The sequence below is a fragment of the Rhizobium sp. CFBP 8752 genome (assembly GCF_014842035.1).
In the GTDB taxonomy this organism is placed as follows: domain Bacteria; phylum Pseudomonadota; class Alphaproteobacteria; order Rhizobiales; family Rhizobiaceae; genus Neorhizobium; species Neorhizobium soli.
The window spans coordinates 177,176-191,511 of sequence record NZ_JACYUZ010000001.1 but is presented as its reverse complement, the minus strand read 5'-3'; the positions used below and the strand labels follow the sequence as shown (position 1 = coordinate 191,511).

The window sequence follows — 14,336 nt, the reverse complement described above, 5'->3', positions numbered from 1 at the left end:
GTTCCAGTTTCCTCAGATCAATACACGCGCGCTTTCGGCTCGATCTTGTAAGGATCGATGCCGTCGGCGATCAGGTCCGTGTGGACCGGGCGATAGTCGAGCTTCACGTCGCCCGCGTCGTTGACCCAGGCAAGCGTATGCTTGCGCCAGGTCACGTCGTCGCGGCCGGAAAACGCGCCGTCCGTATAGTCCTCGCGTGCGTGAGAACCGCGGCTTTCCTTGCGCGCTTCGGCGCCGTAGACCGTGGTGATCGCGTTCGCCATCAGGTTATGCAGTTCGAGCGTTTCGACGAGATCCGAGTTCCAGATCATCGAATGGTCGGTGACCTTCACGTCGCGCATTTCGCCCCAGATTGCCGACATGCGCTTGCAACCGGATTCCAGCGACTCCTGTGTGCGGAACACGGCGGCATCATCCTGCATGGTGCGCTGCATCTTGTCGCGCAGGATCGCCGTCGGCGTGGAGCCGCTGGCGTGGCGCAGGCTGTCGAAGCGGTCCATGATCTTGTCGCAGGCGGCCGTGTTCAGTGCCGGGATCGGTCCGACGCGGTCGATCACCTGGCCGGCGCGAATGGCGGCGGCACGACCGAACACGACGAGATCGATCAGCGAGTTGGAGCCGAGACGGTTGGCACCGTGCACCGAGGCGCAACCCGCTTCACCGACGGCCATAAGGCCAGGCAGGATGCGTTCCGGATTGTTGGCGTCTGCGTTGAGCACCTCGCCCCAGTAATTGGTGGGAATGCCGCCCATGTTGTAATGCACGGTCGGCAGAACCGGGATCGGCTCGCGCGTCACGTCGACGCCCGCAAAGATCTTGGCGCTCTCGGAAATGCCGGGAAGACGTTCGTGCAGGACGGCCGGGTCGAGATGGTCGAGATGCAGGAAGATGTGGTCCTTGTTCTTGCCGACGCCGCGGCCTTCGCGGATTTCCAGCGTCATGCAACGCGAGACCACGTCACGGGAGGCCAGATCCTTCGCGGATGGCGCATAGCGCTCCATGAAGCGCTCGCCCTCGGAATTCACGAGGTAGCCGCCTTCGCCGCGTGCACCCTCGGTGATGAGACAGCCCGAACCATAGATGCCGGTCGGGTGGAACTGGACGAATTCCATGTCCTGAAGAGGCATGCCGGCACGCGCCACCATGCCGCCGCCGTCGCCGGTGCAGGTATGGGCAGAGGTAGCCGAGAAATAGGCGCGGCCGTAACCGCCGGTCGCCAGAACCACCATCTTGGCGGTGAAGCGATGGATCGTGCCGTCGTCGAGGTTCCAGGCAACGACGCCTGTGCAACGGCCGTCGTCCGACATAATCAGGTCGAGCGCGAAATATTCGATGAAGAATTCCGCGTTGTGCTTCAGCGACTGGCCGTAGAGCGTGTGCAGGATGGCGTGGCCGGTGCGGTCTGCGGCAGCGCAGGTGCGCTGCACCGGCGGGCCGGCACCGAAGTTCTGCATGTGGCCGCCGAACGGGCGCTGGTAGATCTTGCCTTCTTCGTTGCGCGAGAAAGGCACGCCGTAATGTTCGAGTTCGTAAACGGCCTTGGGTGCTTCCATGACCATGTACTGCATGGCGTCAACGTCGCCAAGCCAGTCGGAACCCTTGACGGTGTCATAGAGATGCCACTGCCACGAATCCGGTGTCATATTCTGCAGCGAGGCGGCAATGCCGCCCTGTGCGGCGACGGTGTGCGAACGGGTCGGGAAGACCTTGGTGATGCAGGCCGTCTTGAAGCCCTGTTCGGCCATGCCGAGCGTGGCGCGCAATCCTGCACCGCCGGCACCCACGACGATCACGTCGTAGGAATGGTCGACATAGGTATAGGCCTTGCCGGTCTGAGAGGCGCCTGAAGCGATGGGGGTGACGGATGCCATGACGGATTATCCTACGAAAGCGATCTTCAGAACGGCGAACAGACAGAGCCCGGCGATCAGGATCGAGAAGAATGTGTTGAGCATGACGAACAGGACCTTCGCGAACTCGCTGTGCACGTAGTCCTCGATGATGACCTGCATGCCGAGCTTCATGTGGATGATGCCCGAGATCACGACAAGGCCCATGACAACAGCGACGAACGGGTTCGACAGCGCCTCGACCACTTCGGCAAACGGCTTGCCGGCATAGATGATCATGAAGATCACGAAAAAGGTCATCAACGGCACGTTGGCGACGGCGGTCATTCGCTGGCGCCAGAAATGTTCGGTGCCGTCTTTGGCGGAGCCCAGTCCGCGGACCTTACCGAGCGGGGTGCGCATATCCATGGAAGCTGTTCCTTAGCGAACGATGAAGCCGACCACCCAGACCAGCACGGTCAGACAGAGCGATGCGATGATGTTGGCGATGGCGAGCTTGGTCGAAAATTCCTTCTCGAAGCCACGGCCCAAGTCCCACATGAAGTGGCGGAAGCCGCCGAGCATGTGGTGGATCAGCGCCCATGTATAGCCGAGAAGAACCAGCTTGCCGGGAATGCTGCCGAGCGCCCAGTTGGCCCAGTCGTAATAGGCCGGGCCGCTTGCTGCAGCGATCAGCCACCACGCGACAAGGATCGTGCCGAAATACAGAGCGCCACCGGTGATACGGTGAACGATCGACATGACCATTGTGGGGATTGGCTTGTAGATTGAGAGATGCGGCGACAGAGGCCGGTTGTTAGTCACATTCGCCATCAGAACCTCGCGGCGTCGTAATGCGTCAAAGAGCGGGAGCCCTTGGCAATGCACGCTGCCGAGAAAATGTGCATTGCATCATTCGCGTGGTTTAATCTTGGAATTCCCCAACGACAAGAACAATTCTAAACGATCGAGAATTTAATCGATTGTGTTTTTCTCAAGGTCTCGGGTTTGCCAGATCGCGGCACGATATCTGGCAAACCCGAACAATTGGTTTCTTGCCAGAAACCCGCTTTCGCTCCATGTTAATGTTTCGTTAACCTGTGTGTCGCGGAGTTCGTCATGATCAGTCACCGGATCAAGCCCCTTGTCATCGCCGCAGCAGCGCTCGTAGCCTTCGCATCGGTCGCTTCTGCGGCAGATCGCAGGCATCACCATCAGGGCTATGCCGACCGTGGATACGACAGAGGCCATCGCCACCAGTTCGTCGAAAACAATCGCTGGGATCGCCAGGGTGACGGACGACGCAACCGTCCTGCCGAGATCAACCGGATGACCCGTACTTATGCATCGGGTCGCTTTGATCGGGGCTCGTCATCCTTCACGCGCGGGATTGATACCTATGCAGGCTCGATCCAGGCCTACTCGATCCCTGGCAATGGGACCTATTTTGTGCGCGACGATATCTACTGGCCGCAGCAGGAACGCCGCAGTCTGGCACTCGCCCCGAAAGCCAAGGTGATCGATGTAGCGCAGGAGATGGGCGGCAACGCGGTGGCCTCGAACAAATCCTGCTCGTTTGAAGCCGGCGTCTGCGTCATTCGCGGCGGCCGATAGTCGTCTCAGGCGAACTGCCATACGGTCGTCTTTTTGACCTCGCTGTCTTCAAGTGCCCGGGTGACGGGTACCTGGTAGACGGCCATCTCGGTAAGCCGATCCTTGGGGCAGTAGCTCCTGCCGGGATCACCGACCAGAACGACCTTTCCCGCTTCCGATAACCGGGTAAACCACGGTATCAACAGATCGGCCATGCCGCGATCGTAGAACACGTCGCCGGCGAGCAGCACATCCGCCTCGATCTCTCGCCCGATCAGATCTTGCGACGTGAAGGATATAGAGACGTCGTTCTCTGCAGCGTTGAGCCTCACCGCCGCTTCCGTCCAGGGATCGATATCGGCGGCCAACACATGCGCTGCGTCAGCCTGTTTCGCCGCAATCGCCACCAGCCCGGATCCTGAGGCGAAATCCAGCACCCGCTTGCCCGCAACCGTATCGGGATGATCGAGAATATAGCGGGCGAGCCCCTGCCCGCCGGCCCAGGCAAAGGCCCAGAACGGCGGCGGCAGACCGATCGCCTGCAACTCTTCCTCCGTCTTCAGCCACAGATCATGCGCCTCGGTCGCCAGATGAAGCCGGATCTCAGGAACATGCGGCGGCGCCGTGATATCCGTGTTGGCGAGGATGAAGGTCGCAGGGTCGGTTTTCAAAGACGCGTCAGTCCGGTGAACGGGGCGGGTTCTTGACACCACCCAACCGGCAGATCTCGAGATATTCCTCTTCCGTCACCGGCTGCACCGAAAGCCGCATCGAGGTGACCAGCGCCATCTTCTCGAACTGCGGATTGGCCTTGATGTCCTTCAGCGTGATCGGCTTCGGCACATCCTCGACGGCGCGAATATCGACGCAGTCCCACTTCGGATCGCCCTTGGCCGAGGAATCCGGATGCGACAGCGCGCAGACCTCGACGATGCCGACGATCTCCAGCCCCTCGTTCGAGTGATAGAAGAACCCCTTGTCGCCAATCTTCATGGCCCGCATGTTGTTGCGGGCCTGATAGTTGCGCACGCCGGTCCATTCCTCGCCAGCTTTTCCCTTGGCCTTCTGCTGCTCCCAGGACCAGACATCCGGTTCGGATTTATAGAGCCAATAGGCCATGGTTATCTCACTCCGCAGGCTTGTTGATCGTCCAGTTCCACGGCTTCACGTCGACCTTTTCGAACAGGCCGGCGAGGTAATAGGGATCGGCCTCGGCAAGCGTGCGGGCCGCCGCCATATCGGCAGCCTCGACCACGACCAGGCTGCCATTCGGCTTGCCTTCATCGTCCAGGAAAGGACCGGCAAACTTCAGCGTGCCGTCGGCATTCAGCTTGTTGAGATGCTCGAGATGGACCGGACGGGTTTCCATCCGGACGTTGAGATGGCCGGGCTTGTCGGTGCAGAGGAAGGCAAACAGCATCGTTCTCTCCTGGGGTTGATCTATTCCGTCGTAATCGGGCGGGTCATCAGGCGTTCCATCGCGTCGGCCACGCCAAGCCGTCCGTCGATGATTGCGGCAACGGCCTCCGTCACCGGCAGATCGACGGAGTGGGTCTGCGCGAGTTGGGCAGCGACCGACGCGGCAAAGGCGCCTTCGACCAGCGGCCCGCCGGACGCCGATGCCGGTTGCCCCTGCCCGAGCGAAATGCCGAAGCGCAGATTGCGGGACTGGTGGCTGGTTCCGGTCAGCACCAGATCGCCGAGACCGGACAGGCCCCGAACCGTATCCGCCTTGCCGCCCATCGCCTCGACCAGACGCGACATTTCCGCAAGTCCGCGCGAAATGAGCGCGGCACGGGCCGAATCACCAAGGCCTGCGCCCTCGCCGATGCCGCAGGCGATCGCCAGCACGTTCTTCATCGCGCCGCCGAGCTGCACGCCGATCCGGTCGGACGAGGCGTAAAGCCGGAAGGTGCGGCTGGACAGCACGGTCGCCAGACGCTCGGCAAGCAGCCGATCCTCCGCCGCAAGCGCCATCGCCGTCGGAAGCCCGCGCGCAATGTCGAATGCAAAACCGGGGCCGGAGAGAACCGCGATCGGGTGGCTCGGAAGCGATGCCTCCAGAACGTCCGTCAGCAAAAGCCCTGACACGCGGTCTATGCCTTTGGCACAGGTAACGACCGCCGCATCCTTTGCGATATACGGACCGTAATACCGCGCCGCATCGCTCTGCGCCTGCGAAGGCATGGCAAACAGCACGATGCTCGCCTCCGAGATGGCGTCGGGTTCGGCTGAAAATTCGAGATCATCCGGCAGCTGCACGCCGGGAAGTGCCGCGTCATGCACACGGTCGTTTCTGAGATCGGCCATCAGGCCGGTATTTCGACCGATCAGCGTTACCGGGTGACGACCTTCGAGCGCGATGACGGCTGCCAGTGCCGTGCCGAAGGCGCCTGCCCCGATCACGACGATCCGCTCCTGCGAGGTGTCTGCCCCGTTCATGCCTTGGCACCCCGTTTGCCGGAGCCAAGCAGCGTCTGCGCATTGGCATCCAGCGGCCAGCGCGAGCGCGGCGCAACATCCATGCCGTCGAACGGCATGTCTTCGGCGAGACGTTCAAGCCCTGCCCATGCAATCATCGCGGCATTGTCGGTGCAAAGCTTCATCGGCGGCGCAATAAAGCGAAATCCGTGTTCGATGCAGAGCGCCTGCAGCGTCCGGCGTATCTCTTGGTTGGCGGCAACGCCGCCGGCAACCACCAGCGCAGGACCGACATCCAGATGGCCGAATTCCTTGGCAAACCGCGCAAGTCCACGCCCGATCCGGTCGCGCAGCGTTCGCGAGATCGCCTTCTGGAACGAGGCGCAGATGTCGGCGATATCCTGCTCGGACAGCGGCGCGATCTCGGTCGCAGCCTGACGCACGGCGGTCTTGAGACCGGAGAACGAGAAGTCCAGCCGGGCTTCGCCGACCAGCGGCCGCGGCAATTGAAAACGATCGGGATCGCCCGTCAGCGCCGCCTTCTCGACGGCGGGACCGCCCGGGTATGGCAGGCCGAGCAGCTTTGCCGTCTTGTCGAAGGCTTCGCCCAGAGCGTCGTCGATCGTGGTGCCCCAGCGCTCATAATCGCCGACGCCACGCACCAGAACCAGCTGCGTATGCCCGCCGGAGACCAGCAGCATAAGATAAGGGAACGACAATCCGTCCGTCAGCCGCGCCGTCAGCGCATGTCCCTCGAGATGGTTGATCGCCATCAGCGGCTTGCCGGTGGCGCGTGCAATCGCCTTCGCCGTCATCAGCCCGACGATCAATCCGCCGATCAGGCCGGGACCGGAGGTCGCCGCCACCGCGTCGATCTCATCCAGCGAGACGCCAGCTCGCGACAGGGCTTCCTCGATCAGACCGTCCAGCGCCTCCACATGGGCTCGCGCCGCAATCTCGGGCACGACGCCGCCATAGGCACTGTGCTCGTCGAGCTGCGAGAACACGACATCAGAGAGAATCTCGCCGCGACCGTCCTCGTGGCGCACGACGATTGCGGCCGCGGTTTCGTCGCAGCTTGTTTCAATGCCGAGGATGCGAAGAAATGCCGCCATGACCTATCGTTGATTGAAGAGGAAAACAGGTTTACGAGGGCTTCCGGTAACAATGGAATGACGCGGATGCAAACAAAACCTTTCCGGATAGGAACGCGGGGCAGCCCGCTGGCGCTCGCCCAGGCGGCCGAAACCCGTGCACGGTTGATGGCAGCCCATGACCTTCCGGAGGAAATGTTCGAAATTGTCGTCCTGTCCACGACCGGCGACCGCATCACCGACCGCGCCCTGAGCGAGATCGGCGGCAAGGGCATGTTCACGCTGGAGCTCGAAGAAAAGCTCTCCTCGGGAGATCTCGACTTCGCGGTGCATTCCTCCAAGGACATGCCGACCAAGCTTCCGGAAGACCTTTACATCTCCGCCTACTTGCCCCGCGAGGATATCCGCGATGCCGTCATCGGCCGCACGGCGCCGAGCCTCAAAGCTCTGCCCGACGGCGCGACGGTCGGAACCGCATCTCTGAGGCGTCAGGCGCTGGTGCGCCGTCTTCGTCCCGATATCCAGGTCGCGATTTTTCGCGGATCGGTCGGCACGCGCCTTCGCAAGCTCAATGAAGGCCATGTGGACGCGACGCTTTTGGCGTATGCCGGGCTGAAGCGGCTGGCCCGCGAGGAAGTTGCGACCGAACTGCTCGACCCCGTCGATTTTCCGCCAGCGCCTGCACAGGGCGCGATCTGCCTCGAGAGCCGCATCGGCGACACGGCCATCGATGACCTGCTGAAAGCCGTCAACGACTGTCCCACCTTTGACGCGGTCAGTTGCGAGCGCGCGTTTCTGGCAGCCCTCGATGGCTCATGCCGGACGCCGATTGGCGGCTACGCGATCTGCGACGGTGATCATCTGAAATTTTCAGGCCTGATCCTGACGCCGGACGGATCGACCGAACATGCGGTCGACATCAGCGGCCGACGGGCGGATGCGGAAACGCTTGGTCGCCAGGCCGGAGAAACCGTCCGCGCCGCTGCCGGACCGGGCTTCTTCGAAGGCTGGGTCTGACGGCATGCGGGTCATCGTTACCCGCCCTGACCATTCCGCCCGGCGAACCGCAGCACGGCTCGAAACCCTCGGCCATCAGCCGGTCTTCCTGCCGCTCACCCGCGCCGAGCATCACCTGGAGATCGCCCGAGAAGCGCTGTCCGAACCCCATTCCGCACTTGTCGTGACCAGCGCCGAAGCCGTTCGCGTGCTTGGCGAACTTGGACACGAACTCCGGCATCGCCTGTCCACGCAGATATACGCCGTCGGCGAAGCGACCGGCGAGGCAGCACGCACCCTCGGCTTTACCGATATCCGCTGCGGCGATGGCACCGGGCATGATCTGGTGGAGAGGATCGCCCAGGATGTCGGCGAAACATCCAGTCTCCTCTATCTTGCCGGCAATCCGCGTTCGCCGGATTTGGAGGACGGGTTACACGCCCGCGACATCGCCTGCAAAACGATCGAGATCTACCGGATGGTCAAGGTCGGCTACCGGACCGAGATCATCGAACCGCTTCTGACCCGCCCGGCGGCCGACGCAGTCCTTCTCTATTCGCGCCACAACGCCGCGCTGTTCTTCGAACTCGTGCAGCCGTTTGCAGCCTCGATCGAACATTTGCAGGTCATCTGCCTCAGCAAAAACGTCGCTACCGCGGTGCCTGAAAAATTTCATCCTGCTATCTTCGTCGCTGAAACACCCGACGAAGACGCACTTTTCGCGTTTCTTTCACCATAGTGCCAAGCCAAATTCTCTCGCTCCCCTTTCCTTACCCTGCCCCACCAACTACTTTCCCTGAGCAGATGCGAAAAGAGGTCGAGATGGTAACGGAAAAACCACCCCGCCGATCGATGGCGGAGAAAGAACCGGTCACGATCGACCTGACGGCCGATGGCGCTGGCGTGGTGGCCGAGCCCGTGCGCAGCAATGACAGCGACATCCCGGAAACCGCTTCGGAAAAAGTCGAAGCTTCTGAGACGACGGATGCCATCCCGCTGGCCGGCGAGCCGGTGACATCGACCGTGCCTGAAGAGACCGACACGTCCCACGTGATCGGCCAGCCGGATAGCTCCCATGGGCGAGACGAGCCAGGTGTGACGGGAACAGCCGATCCGGTTGTGACCGAGCCGGACGCGCCGATTGCGACAGACGCTGCTCGTGACGCTGACCCCTCGCCGACCGAGGAATTCACCCCGTCGCCCGCGCCAGGTTTTGACGAACCTGCCGCTAAGCATGAAACCTTTGACAAGCCATCGGACGCCCAGCCAGCCAGCCGCTCCAGTGGGACCTCGGCGTCCACGCTGATTGCTGCCGGCATTTTCGGCGGCATCGTAGCGCTTCTGCTGGCGGGCAGCATGCAATATGCCGGTTATCTTCCGTCATCGACCCCCGCAGCATCCGGCTCGACCGAACTGTCGGACGAAGTCGAAGCTCTTCGCCAGGATATCCAGACGCTGCGCAGCCAGCCGGCGTCTCCCGATACGGAACTCGCAAGCCGCGTTCAGGCGCTGGAAAGTTCTGTCGCGCAGAATTCCGGCGGTCCGACCGAAGAAAGCTTGAATGCCCTCCAGCAGCAGCTGGCAGACACCAAAGCTGCGGCAGCCACGCAGACGGCCGAGCTTTCCCGCCGCCTCGAAGCGGCAGAGGCCCAGATCAACGATCGCGGCCCGGAACAGCAGGTTGCCCGCGCCGTCGCTGCTGCCGGATTGAAGGCCGCCATCGATCGTGGCGGCTCGTTCGAGGCAGAGCTTCAGGCCTATACGAACATTGCCGGCGACGATCCCGCGATCGCCGAGCTAAAGACATTCGCCGCAGACGGCGCGCCGTCGCGTGAACAGCTGCAGAGCGAGTTTCCCGCCGTCGCGGATGCGATCATCCAGGCGTCTGTGCCTGCAGATCCCGACCAGGGCATTGCCGGCCGGCTTCTGTCCTCCGCCATGTCGGTGGTCAAGGTTCGCCGCGTCGGCGATGTCGAGGGTGACACGATCGACGCGATCGTATCGCGCATCGAGGACCGGTTGCGCAACGGCGACCTGCAGGCTGCCGCCCAGCAGTGGGATACGCTGCCGGACGCCGCGAAATCTGCGTCTACCGATTTCAAGCGCAAGCTCGATGCGCGGGTACAGGTTGAAAATCTCGTGAGCGGAACTCTTTCGCGCGCGCTTGCTGGCACGAAATCAGGCTCTTAAGGCTGAAGAAGAAAGAAACGGATGATCATCAGGCTCTTCATTTTTCTTCTCGTGGTTCTGGGCCTCGGCTGGGGCTTTTCTTGGATTGCGGATCGCCCAGGGCTGATCTCGATCACCTGGCAGGACCATCTGATCGAAACCAGCATCATGGTAGCCGCTTCCATGGTCGTGGCGTTGATCGCGGCGGTTATGATCGTATGGTGGGTCATCGGCGTGATCTGGACATCGCCGCTGTCGGTGCGCCGCTATTTCCGCACCCGCAAGCGTGACCGCGGCTATCAGGCGCTGTCGACCGGCCTGATTGCGGCCGGTGCCGGTAACGCGGTTCTCGCCCGCAAGATGAGCATCCGCACGCGCGGCCTGCTCAGCGCCGATCAGGAACCGCTCATTCACCTTTTGGAAGCCCAGGCAGCCCTGATCGAAGGCCGCCACGCGGACGCACGTGCGAAGTTCGAACAGATGGCCGACGATCCGGAAACCCGGGAACTCGGTCTGCGCGGCCTCTACATGGAAGCACGCCGCCTCGGCGCCAACGAGGCTGCCCGCCAGTATGCGGAGAAGGCTGTCGAGAATGCGCCCTACCTGCCCTGGGCAGCCCAGGCGACGCTTGAATCGCGCAGCCAGTCCGGACGCTGGGACGATGCTATCCACCTCCTCGACCAGCAGCGGGCGGCAAGTGTGCTGGAACGCGGCGAAGCCGAGCGTTTGAAGGCAGTTCTTTTGACCGCCAAGGCAAGCGAACGCCTAGAAGGCGATCCGCACGGCGCCCGCGATGATGCCAAGGCCGCATTGAAACTCGCCAAGGGCCTCGTGCCCGCCGCGATCATTGCTGCGAAAGCCTATCTCCGGGAAGACAATATCCGCAAGGCAGCAAGCATCCTCGAAAGCGCCTGGAAGCTCGAGCCACATCCGGATGTCGGCCGGACCTATGTCCGCGCCCGCAGCGGCGATAGCACGCTTGACCGTCTGAAGCGTGCCGAAAAGCTCGAAGCGCTGCGTCCCAACAACATCGAATCGCTGCTGGTCGTCGCGCAGGCAGCTCTCGATGCCCAGCAGTTCCCCAAGGCGCGCGCCAAGGCGGAAGCTGCAGCCCGCATGCAGTCGCGTGAGGCCGCCTATCTCCTGCTGGCCGATATCGAGGAAGCGGAAACCGGCGATCAGGGCCGCGTCCGTCACTGGATGGCGCAAGCGCTGCGTGCTGGCCGTGATCCTGCCTGGGTTGCCGACGGTATCGTTTCGGACAAATGGCTGCCGCTCTCGCCGGTCACAGGACGTCTTGATGCCTTCGAATGGAAAGTCCCGTTCGGCCAGATCGAAGGACCCGTGGAAGACGGCACCCTGGCCGCAGACGAGGCGATCGCAACGCTTCCGGCAATCACGATTCGCGAAGACGTCACGCCGGCTGTCGAAACACCGGAAAACGAGAGCACCAATCAGGTTGCTGCCGACATGCAGCCCGTTGTAGTGCCTCAGGAAGACTTAGCTGTTGCAGCAAAAACACCTACGGCCACGAATGTGACAGCGGAGCAGCCTCCGGAGGCAGAAAAGCAGGACGAGACCGTTCCCTTTTTCGGTCGTCCGCCCGATGATCCCGGTGTCAAGGACGCAAGTGCCGAGAAGTCTCCCACGAGGCTGAGGCTTTATTAGAAAAACCGGAGAAGGCCTAGATTACATATGCTCGATCGCATCCAGGCCTTCCTCCACACGCTGACAGCCCCGCACCATACGGATGAATTTGCGCCAGACGACCCGCGCGTTGCGTTCGTGGCGCTCTGTTTCCAGGTCATGGAAGCCGATGGCAACATGTCCGAGGAAGAGCAGCAGAAATTCCGCGATCTGATGCGCGATCGTTACGATCTGAGCCCGGAAGGGTTGCAGTCGCTGATCGAGGCGGGCCGGCAGGCTGGAAGCGAAGCCGTCGACTATTACCGGTTCACATCGGATCTCAGAAAGCATCTGGTTGACGAAGAGGACCGGATCGAGCTTCTCGGCATTCTCTGGGATATCGTCTATGCGGACGGGCAGCGCAGCGAGATCGAGGATCATGTGATCTGGCGGATCGCCGATCTCTTGGGCGTCTCTGCCCGTGATCGGGTTCTGCAGCGGCAGGAGGCGGCCGCGCGCACCTCGTCTCATCCGGTCGCAGGGGAAGAGGAAGAAAAGGTTTAGCCCGGAACGCTCCAGGACGTGACGTCATGAGAACCCCTTCCCGCCCATCCTCTAAACTCCCGATCCTCGCGATCCTGCATCAGGAAACCTCCTCCGCCGGACGCGTCGGCCAGATGCTCGTCGACAAGGGCTTTGCGCTGGATATCCGCAGGCCCGCTCTCGGCGATCCCCTCCCCGACACGATGTCCGGCCACGCAGGCGCCGTCGTCTTCGGCGGTCCGATGAGTGCCAACGACCCGGACCCGTTCATCAAGACGGAAATCGACTGGATCGACGTGCCGTTGAAGGAGAACAAGCCGTATCTTGGCATCTGCCTCGGTGCCCAGATGCTGGTGCGCAATCTCGGCGGCCGCGTTGGGCCGCAGAAAGGCGAGGTAACCGAAATCGGCTGGTATCCGCTACGCGCCACCGAGCACGGCCGGCTTCTCATGCACTGGCCGAAAATGGTCTACCACTTCCACCGCGAAGGCTTCGACGTGCCGCGTGGCGCGAAGCTTCTGGCAGAAGGCGACGCCTATCCGCATCAGGCGATCCGCTACGGCGAGAATGCCTGGGGCGTGCAGTTCCATGCAGAACTCACCCGCGCCATGATGCATCGCTGGGTGGTGCACGGCGCCGAACGCTTCGGCATGCCGAATGCCCAGCAGGGAAGCCAGCATCTGGAAGGACGGATGATCTTCGACCACGCGTTGAAGGACTGGCTGTGGAACTTCCTCGACATCGTCTTCGATCGGCCCGCCGCTGAAGCAAGCCGCCCCGCCGGGCCCGCCTATCCCGCCCAGAGCAACGAATAACTCAGCGCTGCGGCGCCTCGAGGTTGTCGATCTTGCGCAGCTTCGGAAAGCCGATCGACCAGATGACGGCAACCGCCAGCGTGCCGATGCCGCCGATGACGACGGCAGGGACCGCGCCGATCGCATGCGCCATGGTTCCGGCCCGGAACTCGCCCAGCTCGTTCGAGGCGCCGACAAACACCATGTTGACGGCGTTCACCCGACCGCGAACCTCGTCCGGTGTCCAGAGCGCAATCAGCGTCTCACGCACATAGACGGAGATCATGTCGGCCGCACCCATCAGCATTAAAGCCGCGATCGAGATCCACGGCGTAGCTGACAGACCGAAGATCAGCGTTCCGAGACCGAACAGGGCTACACCGATGAACATCGCCGTACCCGCATGGTGACGGATCGGATGGATGGCAAGCCAGACCGCAACGCCGATCGCGCCGATGCCAGGCGCCGCACGCAGCAGGCCGAGGCCCCAGGGACCAAGCTCCAGCACGTCACGGGCAAAGATTGGCATCAGCGCCACGGCGCCGCCGAGTAGCACGGCGAACAGATCGAGCGAGATCGCACCGAGCACGATCTTCTCGCCGGCGATGAAGCGGAAACCGGCCAGCATCTCGTCCCAGCTGACTTTGGAGGCAGGTGTACGCTGCGCCGGCTTCGGGATCAGGAAGACGAGGATGGCGGCGACCGTCATCAGAAAACAGGCGACCGAATAGGCTGCAATCGAACTCGCGCCATAGAGTAGCCCGCCGAATACCGGTCCGAGGATCGATGCCGTCTGCCAGGAGGAGGAATTCCAGGCGATGGCGTTGGGAAGGTCTTCTTCCGGCACGAGGTTCGGTCCGAGCGACTGCACCGCCGGCCCCATGAAGGCGCGCTCGATGCCGAAGACGACAAGGATCGAAAACACCAGCCACGGCGTGAATGAGTCGGTGATGGTGAGCGCCAAAAGCGCCGCCGAACACAGTCCGCCGACGACCATGCAGATCGCCATGATCATGCGTCGGTTGTAGCGATCGGCGACCGAACCCGTCACCAGGATCAAAAGCAGCGACGGCAGAAACTGGAAAAGCCCGATCAGACCGAGATAGAGCGGATTGCGCGTCTCGTCATACATCTGCCAGCCGACGGAGACGCTGACAATCTGGATCGCGAAGGCTGCGAAGAACCGGCTGAGAAAGAAACGCGTATAAGCTGCGTGACGAAAGGCGGCGAAGCGATCACCCGATGTGGGTATGGACATGGAACCTGTACTT

16 protein-coding genes are annotated in these 14,336 nt (G+C 62.3%); 7 read left to right on the top strand and 9 right to left on the bottom strand.

The window, feature by feature from the left end; translation table 11 throughout:
• Positions 1-17: 17 nt before the first annotated feature.
• Genes sdhA through sdhC form a run of 3 tightly spaced genes read right to left on the bottom strand, consistent with a single transcriptional unit; the run spans position 18 to position 2,663 of the window.
• Entirely contained in the window at positions 18-1,871 is a 1,854-nt protein-coding gene (gene sdhA / locus IFT59_RS00890; protein WP_192085719.1) for a succinate dehydrogenase flavoprotein subunit, read from the bottom strand.
• Positions 1,872-1,877: 6 nt separating this feature from the next.
• Positions 1,878-2,258, bottom strand: coding sequence for a succinate dehydrogenase, hydrophobic membrane anchor protein (sdhD, locus tag IFT59_RS00885; protein ID WP_062462477.1), 381 nt, complete (start codon positions 2,256-2,258; stop codon positions 1,878-1,880).
• Between the two features lie 12 nt (positions 2,259-2,270).
• The gene (sdhC, locus tag IFT59_RS00880) at positions 2,271-2,663 is read right to left on the bottom strand and encodes a succinate dehydrogenase, cytochrome b556 subunit (RefSeq protein WP_062462475.1); all 393 of its coding nucleotides are present in this window, start codon (positions 2,661-2,663) and stop codon (positions 2,271-2,273) included.
• Between the two features lie 285 nt (positions 2,664-2,948).
• Here sdhC and IFT59_RS00875 point away from each other — a divergent pair, with 285 nt between their 5' ends.
• Positions 2,949-3,443, top strand: coding sequence for a hypothetical protein (locus IFT59_RS00875; RefSeq protein ID WP_192085717.1), 495 nt, complete (start codon positions 2,949-2,951; stop codon positions 3,441-3,443).
• Between the two features lie 5 nt (positions 3,444-3,448).
• On the opposite strand, the gene IFT59_RS00870 is transcribed toward IFT59_RS00875, so the two are convergent.
• From IFT59_RS00870 to tsaD, 5 genes are read right to left on the bottom strand one after another with little or no spacing between them, the layout of a single operon-like run.
• On the bottom strand, positions 3,449-4,093 hold the full coding sequence (locus IFT59_RS00870) for a class I SAM-dependent methyltransferase (RefSeq protein ID WP_174197141.1): 645 nt from the start codon (positions 4,091-4,093) through the stop codon (positions 3,449-3,451).
• A gap of 7 nt (positions 4,094-4,100) precedes the next feature.
• Positions 4,101-4,541 (bottom strand): EVE domain-containing protein, encoded by a 441-nt coding sequence (locus IFT59_RS00865; RefSeq protein ID WP_062462467.1) that lies wholly within the window; start codon positions 4,539-4,541, stop codon positions 4,101-4,103.
• 7 nt (positions 4,542-4,548) lie between these two features.
• Positions 4,549-4,842: a YciI-like protein gene (locus tag IFT59_RS00860; protein ID WP_062581670.1), complete on the bottom strand. Its 294-nt coding sequence runs from the start codon at positions 4,840-4,842 to the stop codon at positions 4,549-4,551.
• Between the two features lie 20 nt (positions 4,843-4,862).
• Positions 4,863-5,864 (bottom strand): NAD(P)H-dependent glycerol-3-phosphate dehydrogenase, encoded by a 1,002-nt coding sequence (locus IFT59_RS00855; protein ID WP_192085715.1) that lies wholly within the window; start codon positions 5,862-5,864, stop codon positions 4,863-4,865.
• Positions 5,861-6,958 carry a tRNA (adenosine(37)-N6)-threonylcarbamoyltransferase complex transferase subunit TsaD gene (gene tsaD / locus IFT59_RS00850; RefSeq protein WP_184654597.1) on the bottom strand — a complete coding sequence of 366 codons (1,098 nt, stop codon included), beginning with the start codon at positions 6,956-6,958 and terminating at the stop codon, positions 5,861-5,863. Before tsaD ends, IFT59_RS00855 begins: the two co-directional genes overlap by 4 nt.
• A gap of 66 nt (positions 6,959-7,024) precedes the next feature.
• Between tsaD and hemC the strand changes: the two genes are divergently transcribed.
• The 6 genes from hemC (at position 7,025) to IFT59_RS00820 (ending at position 13,086) form a co-directional block, all read left to right on the top strand.
• Positions 7,025-7,954: a hydroxymethylbilane synthase gene (gene hemC / locus IFT59_RS00845; RefSeq protein WP_062462652.1), complete on the top strand. Its 930-nt coding sequence runs from the start codon at positions 7,025-7,027 to the stop codon at positions 7,952-7,954.
• Positions 7,955-7,958: 4 nt separating this feature from the next.
• Complete coding sequence (locus tag IFT59_RS00840; RefSeq protein WP_062462456.1) at positions 7,959-8,672, top strand: uroporphyrinogen-III synthase; 714 nt, start codon at positions 7,959-7,961, stop codon at positions 8,670-8,672.
• An 83-nt stretch (positions 8,673-8,755) separates the two neighbouring features.
• Positions 8,756-10,123 (top strand): COG4223 family protein, encoded by a 1,368-nt coding sequence (locus IFT59_RS00835; RefSeq protein ID WP_192085713.1) that lies wholly within the window; start codon positions 8,756-8,758, stop codon positions 10,121-10,123.
• A gap of 21 nt (positions 10,124-10,144) precedes the next feature.
• A complete protein-coding gene (locus IFT59_RS00830; RefSeq protein WP_192085711.1) occupies positions 10,145-11,770 on the top strand; it encodes a heme biosynthesis protein HemY in 1,626 nt (541 codons plus the stop codon).
• Between the two features lie 27 nt (positions 11,771-11,797).
• Positions 11,798-12,292: a tellurite resistance TerB family protein gene (locus IFT59_RS00825; protein ID WP_092659306.1), complete on the top strand. Its 495-nt coding sequence runs from the start codon at positions 11,798-11,800 to the stop codon at positions 12,290-12,292.
• 26 nt (positions 12,293-12,318) lie between these two features.
• Complete coding sequence (locus IFT59_RS00820) at positions 12,319-13,086, top strand: glutamine amidotransferase (RefSeq protein WP_192085709.1); 768 nt, start codon at positions 12,319-12,321, stop codon at positions 13,084-13,086.
• A 1-nt stretch (position 13,087) separates the two neighbouring features.
• On the opposite strand, the gene IFT59_RS00815 is transcribed toward IFT59_RS00820, so the two are convergent.
• On the bottom strand, positions 13,088-14,323 hold the full coding sequence (locus IFT59_RS00815) for an MFS transporter (protein ID WP_192085707.1): 1,236 nt from the start codon (positions 14,321-14,323) through the stop codon (positions 13,088-13,090).
• Positions 14,324-14,336: the final 13 nt, after the last annotated feature.

Bases quoted from the DNA above. Each gene is read 5' to 3' on its own strand.
- IFT59_RS00830 (WP_192085711.1), top strand. From the start codon at position 10,145: ATGATCATCAGGCTCTTCATTTTTCTTCTCGTGGTTCTGGGCCTCGGC.
- sdhD (WP_062462477.1), bottom strand. From the start codon at position 2,258: ATGGATATGCGCACCCCGCTCGGTAAGGTCCGCGGACTGGGCTCCGCC.
- hemC (WP_062462652.1), top strand. From the start codon at position 7,025: ATGCAAACAAAACCTTTCCGGATAGGAACGCGGGGCAGCCCGCTGGCG.
- IFT59_RS00860 (WP_062581670.1), bottom strand. From the start codon at position 4,842: ATGCTGTTTGCCTTCCTCTGCACCGACAAGCCCGGCCATCTCAACGTC.
- IFT59_RS00855 (WP_192085715.1), bottom strand. From the start codon at position 5,864: ATGAACGGGGCAGACACCTCGCAGGAGCGGATCGTCGTGATCGGGGCA.
- IFT59_RS00820 (WP_192085709.1), top strand. From the start codon at position 12,319: ATGAGAACCCCTTCCCGCCCATCCTCTAAACTCCCGATCCTCGCGATC.
- IFT59_RS00835 (WP_192085713.1), top strand. From the start codon at position 8,756: ATGGTAACGGAAAAACCACCCCGCCGATCGATGGCGGAGAAAGAACCG.
- tsaD (WP_184654597.1), bottom strand. From the start codon at position 6,958: ATGGCGGCATTTCTTCGCATCCTCGGCATTGAAACAAGCTGCGACGAA.
- sdhC (WP_062462475.1), bottom strand. From the start codon at position 2,663: ATGGCGAATGTGACTAACAACCGGCCTCTGTCGCCGCATCTCTCAATC.
- IFT59_RS00875 (WP_192085717.1), top strand. From the start codon at position 2,949: ATGATCAGTCACCGGATCAAGCCCCTTGTCATCGCCGCAGCAGCGCTC.
- IFT59_RS00865 (WP_062462467.1), bottom strand. From the start codon at position 4,541: ATGGCCTATTGGCTCTATAAATCCGAACCGGATGTCTGGTCCTGGGAG.
- IFT59_RS00825 (WP_092659306.1), top strand. From the start codon at position 11,798: ATGCTCGATCGCATCCAGGCCTTCCTCCACACGCTGACAGCCCCGCAC.
- sdhA (WP_192085719.1), bottom strand. From the start codon at position 1,871: ATGGCATCCGTCACCCCCATCGCTTCAGGCGCCTCTCAGACCGGCAAG.
- IFT59_RS00815 (WP_192085707.1), bottom strand. From the start codon at position 14,323: ATGTCCATACCCACATCGGGTGATCGCTTCGCCGCCTTTCGTCACGCA.
- IFT59_RS00840 (WP_062462456.1), top strand. From the start codon at position 7,959: ATGCGGGTCATCGTTACCCGCCCTGACCATTCCGCCCGGCGAACCGCA.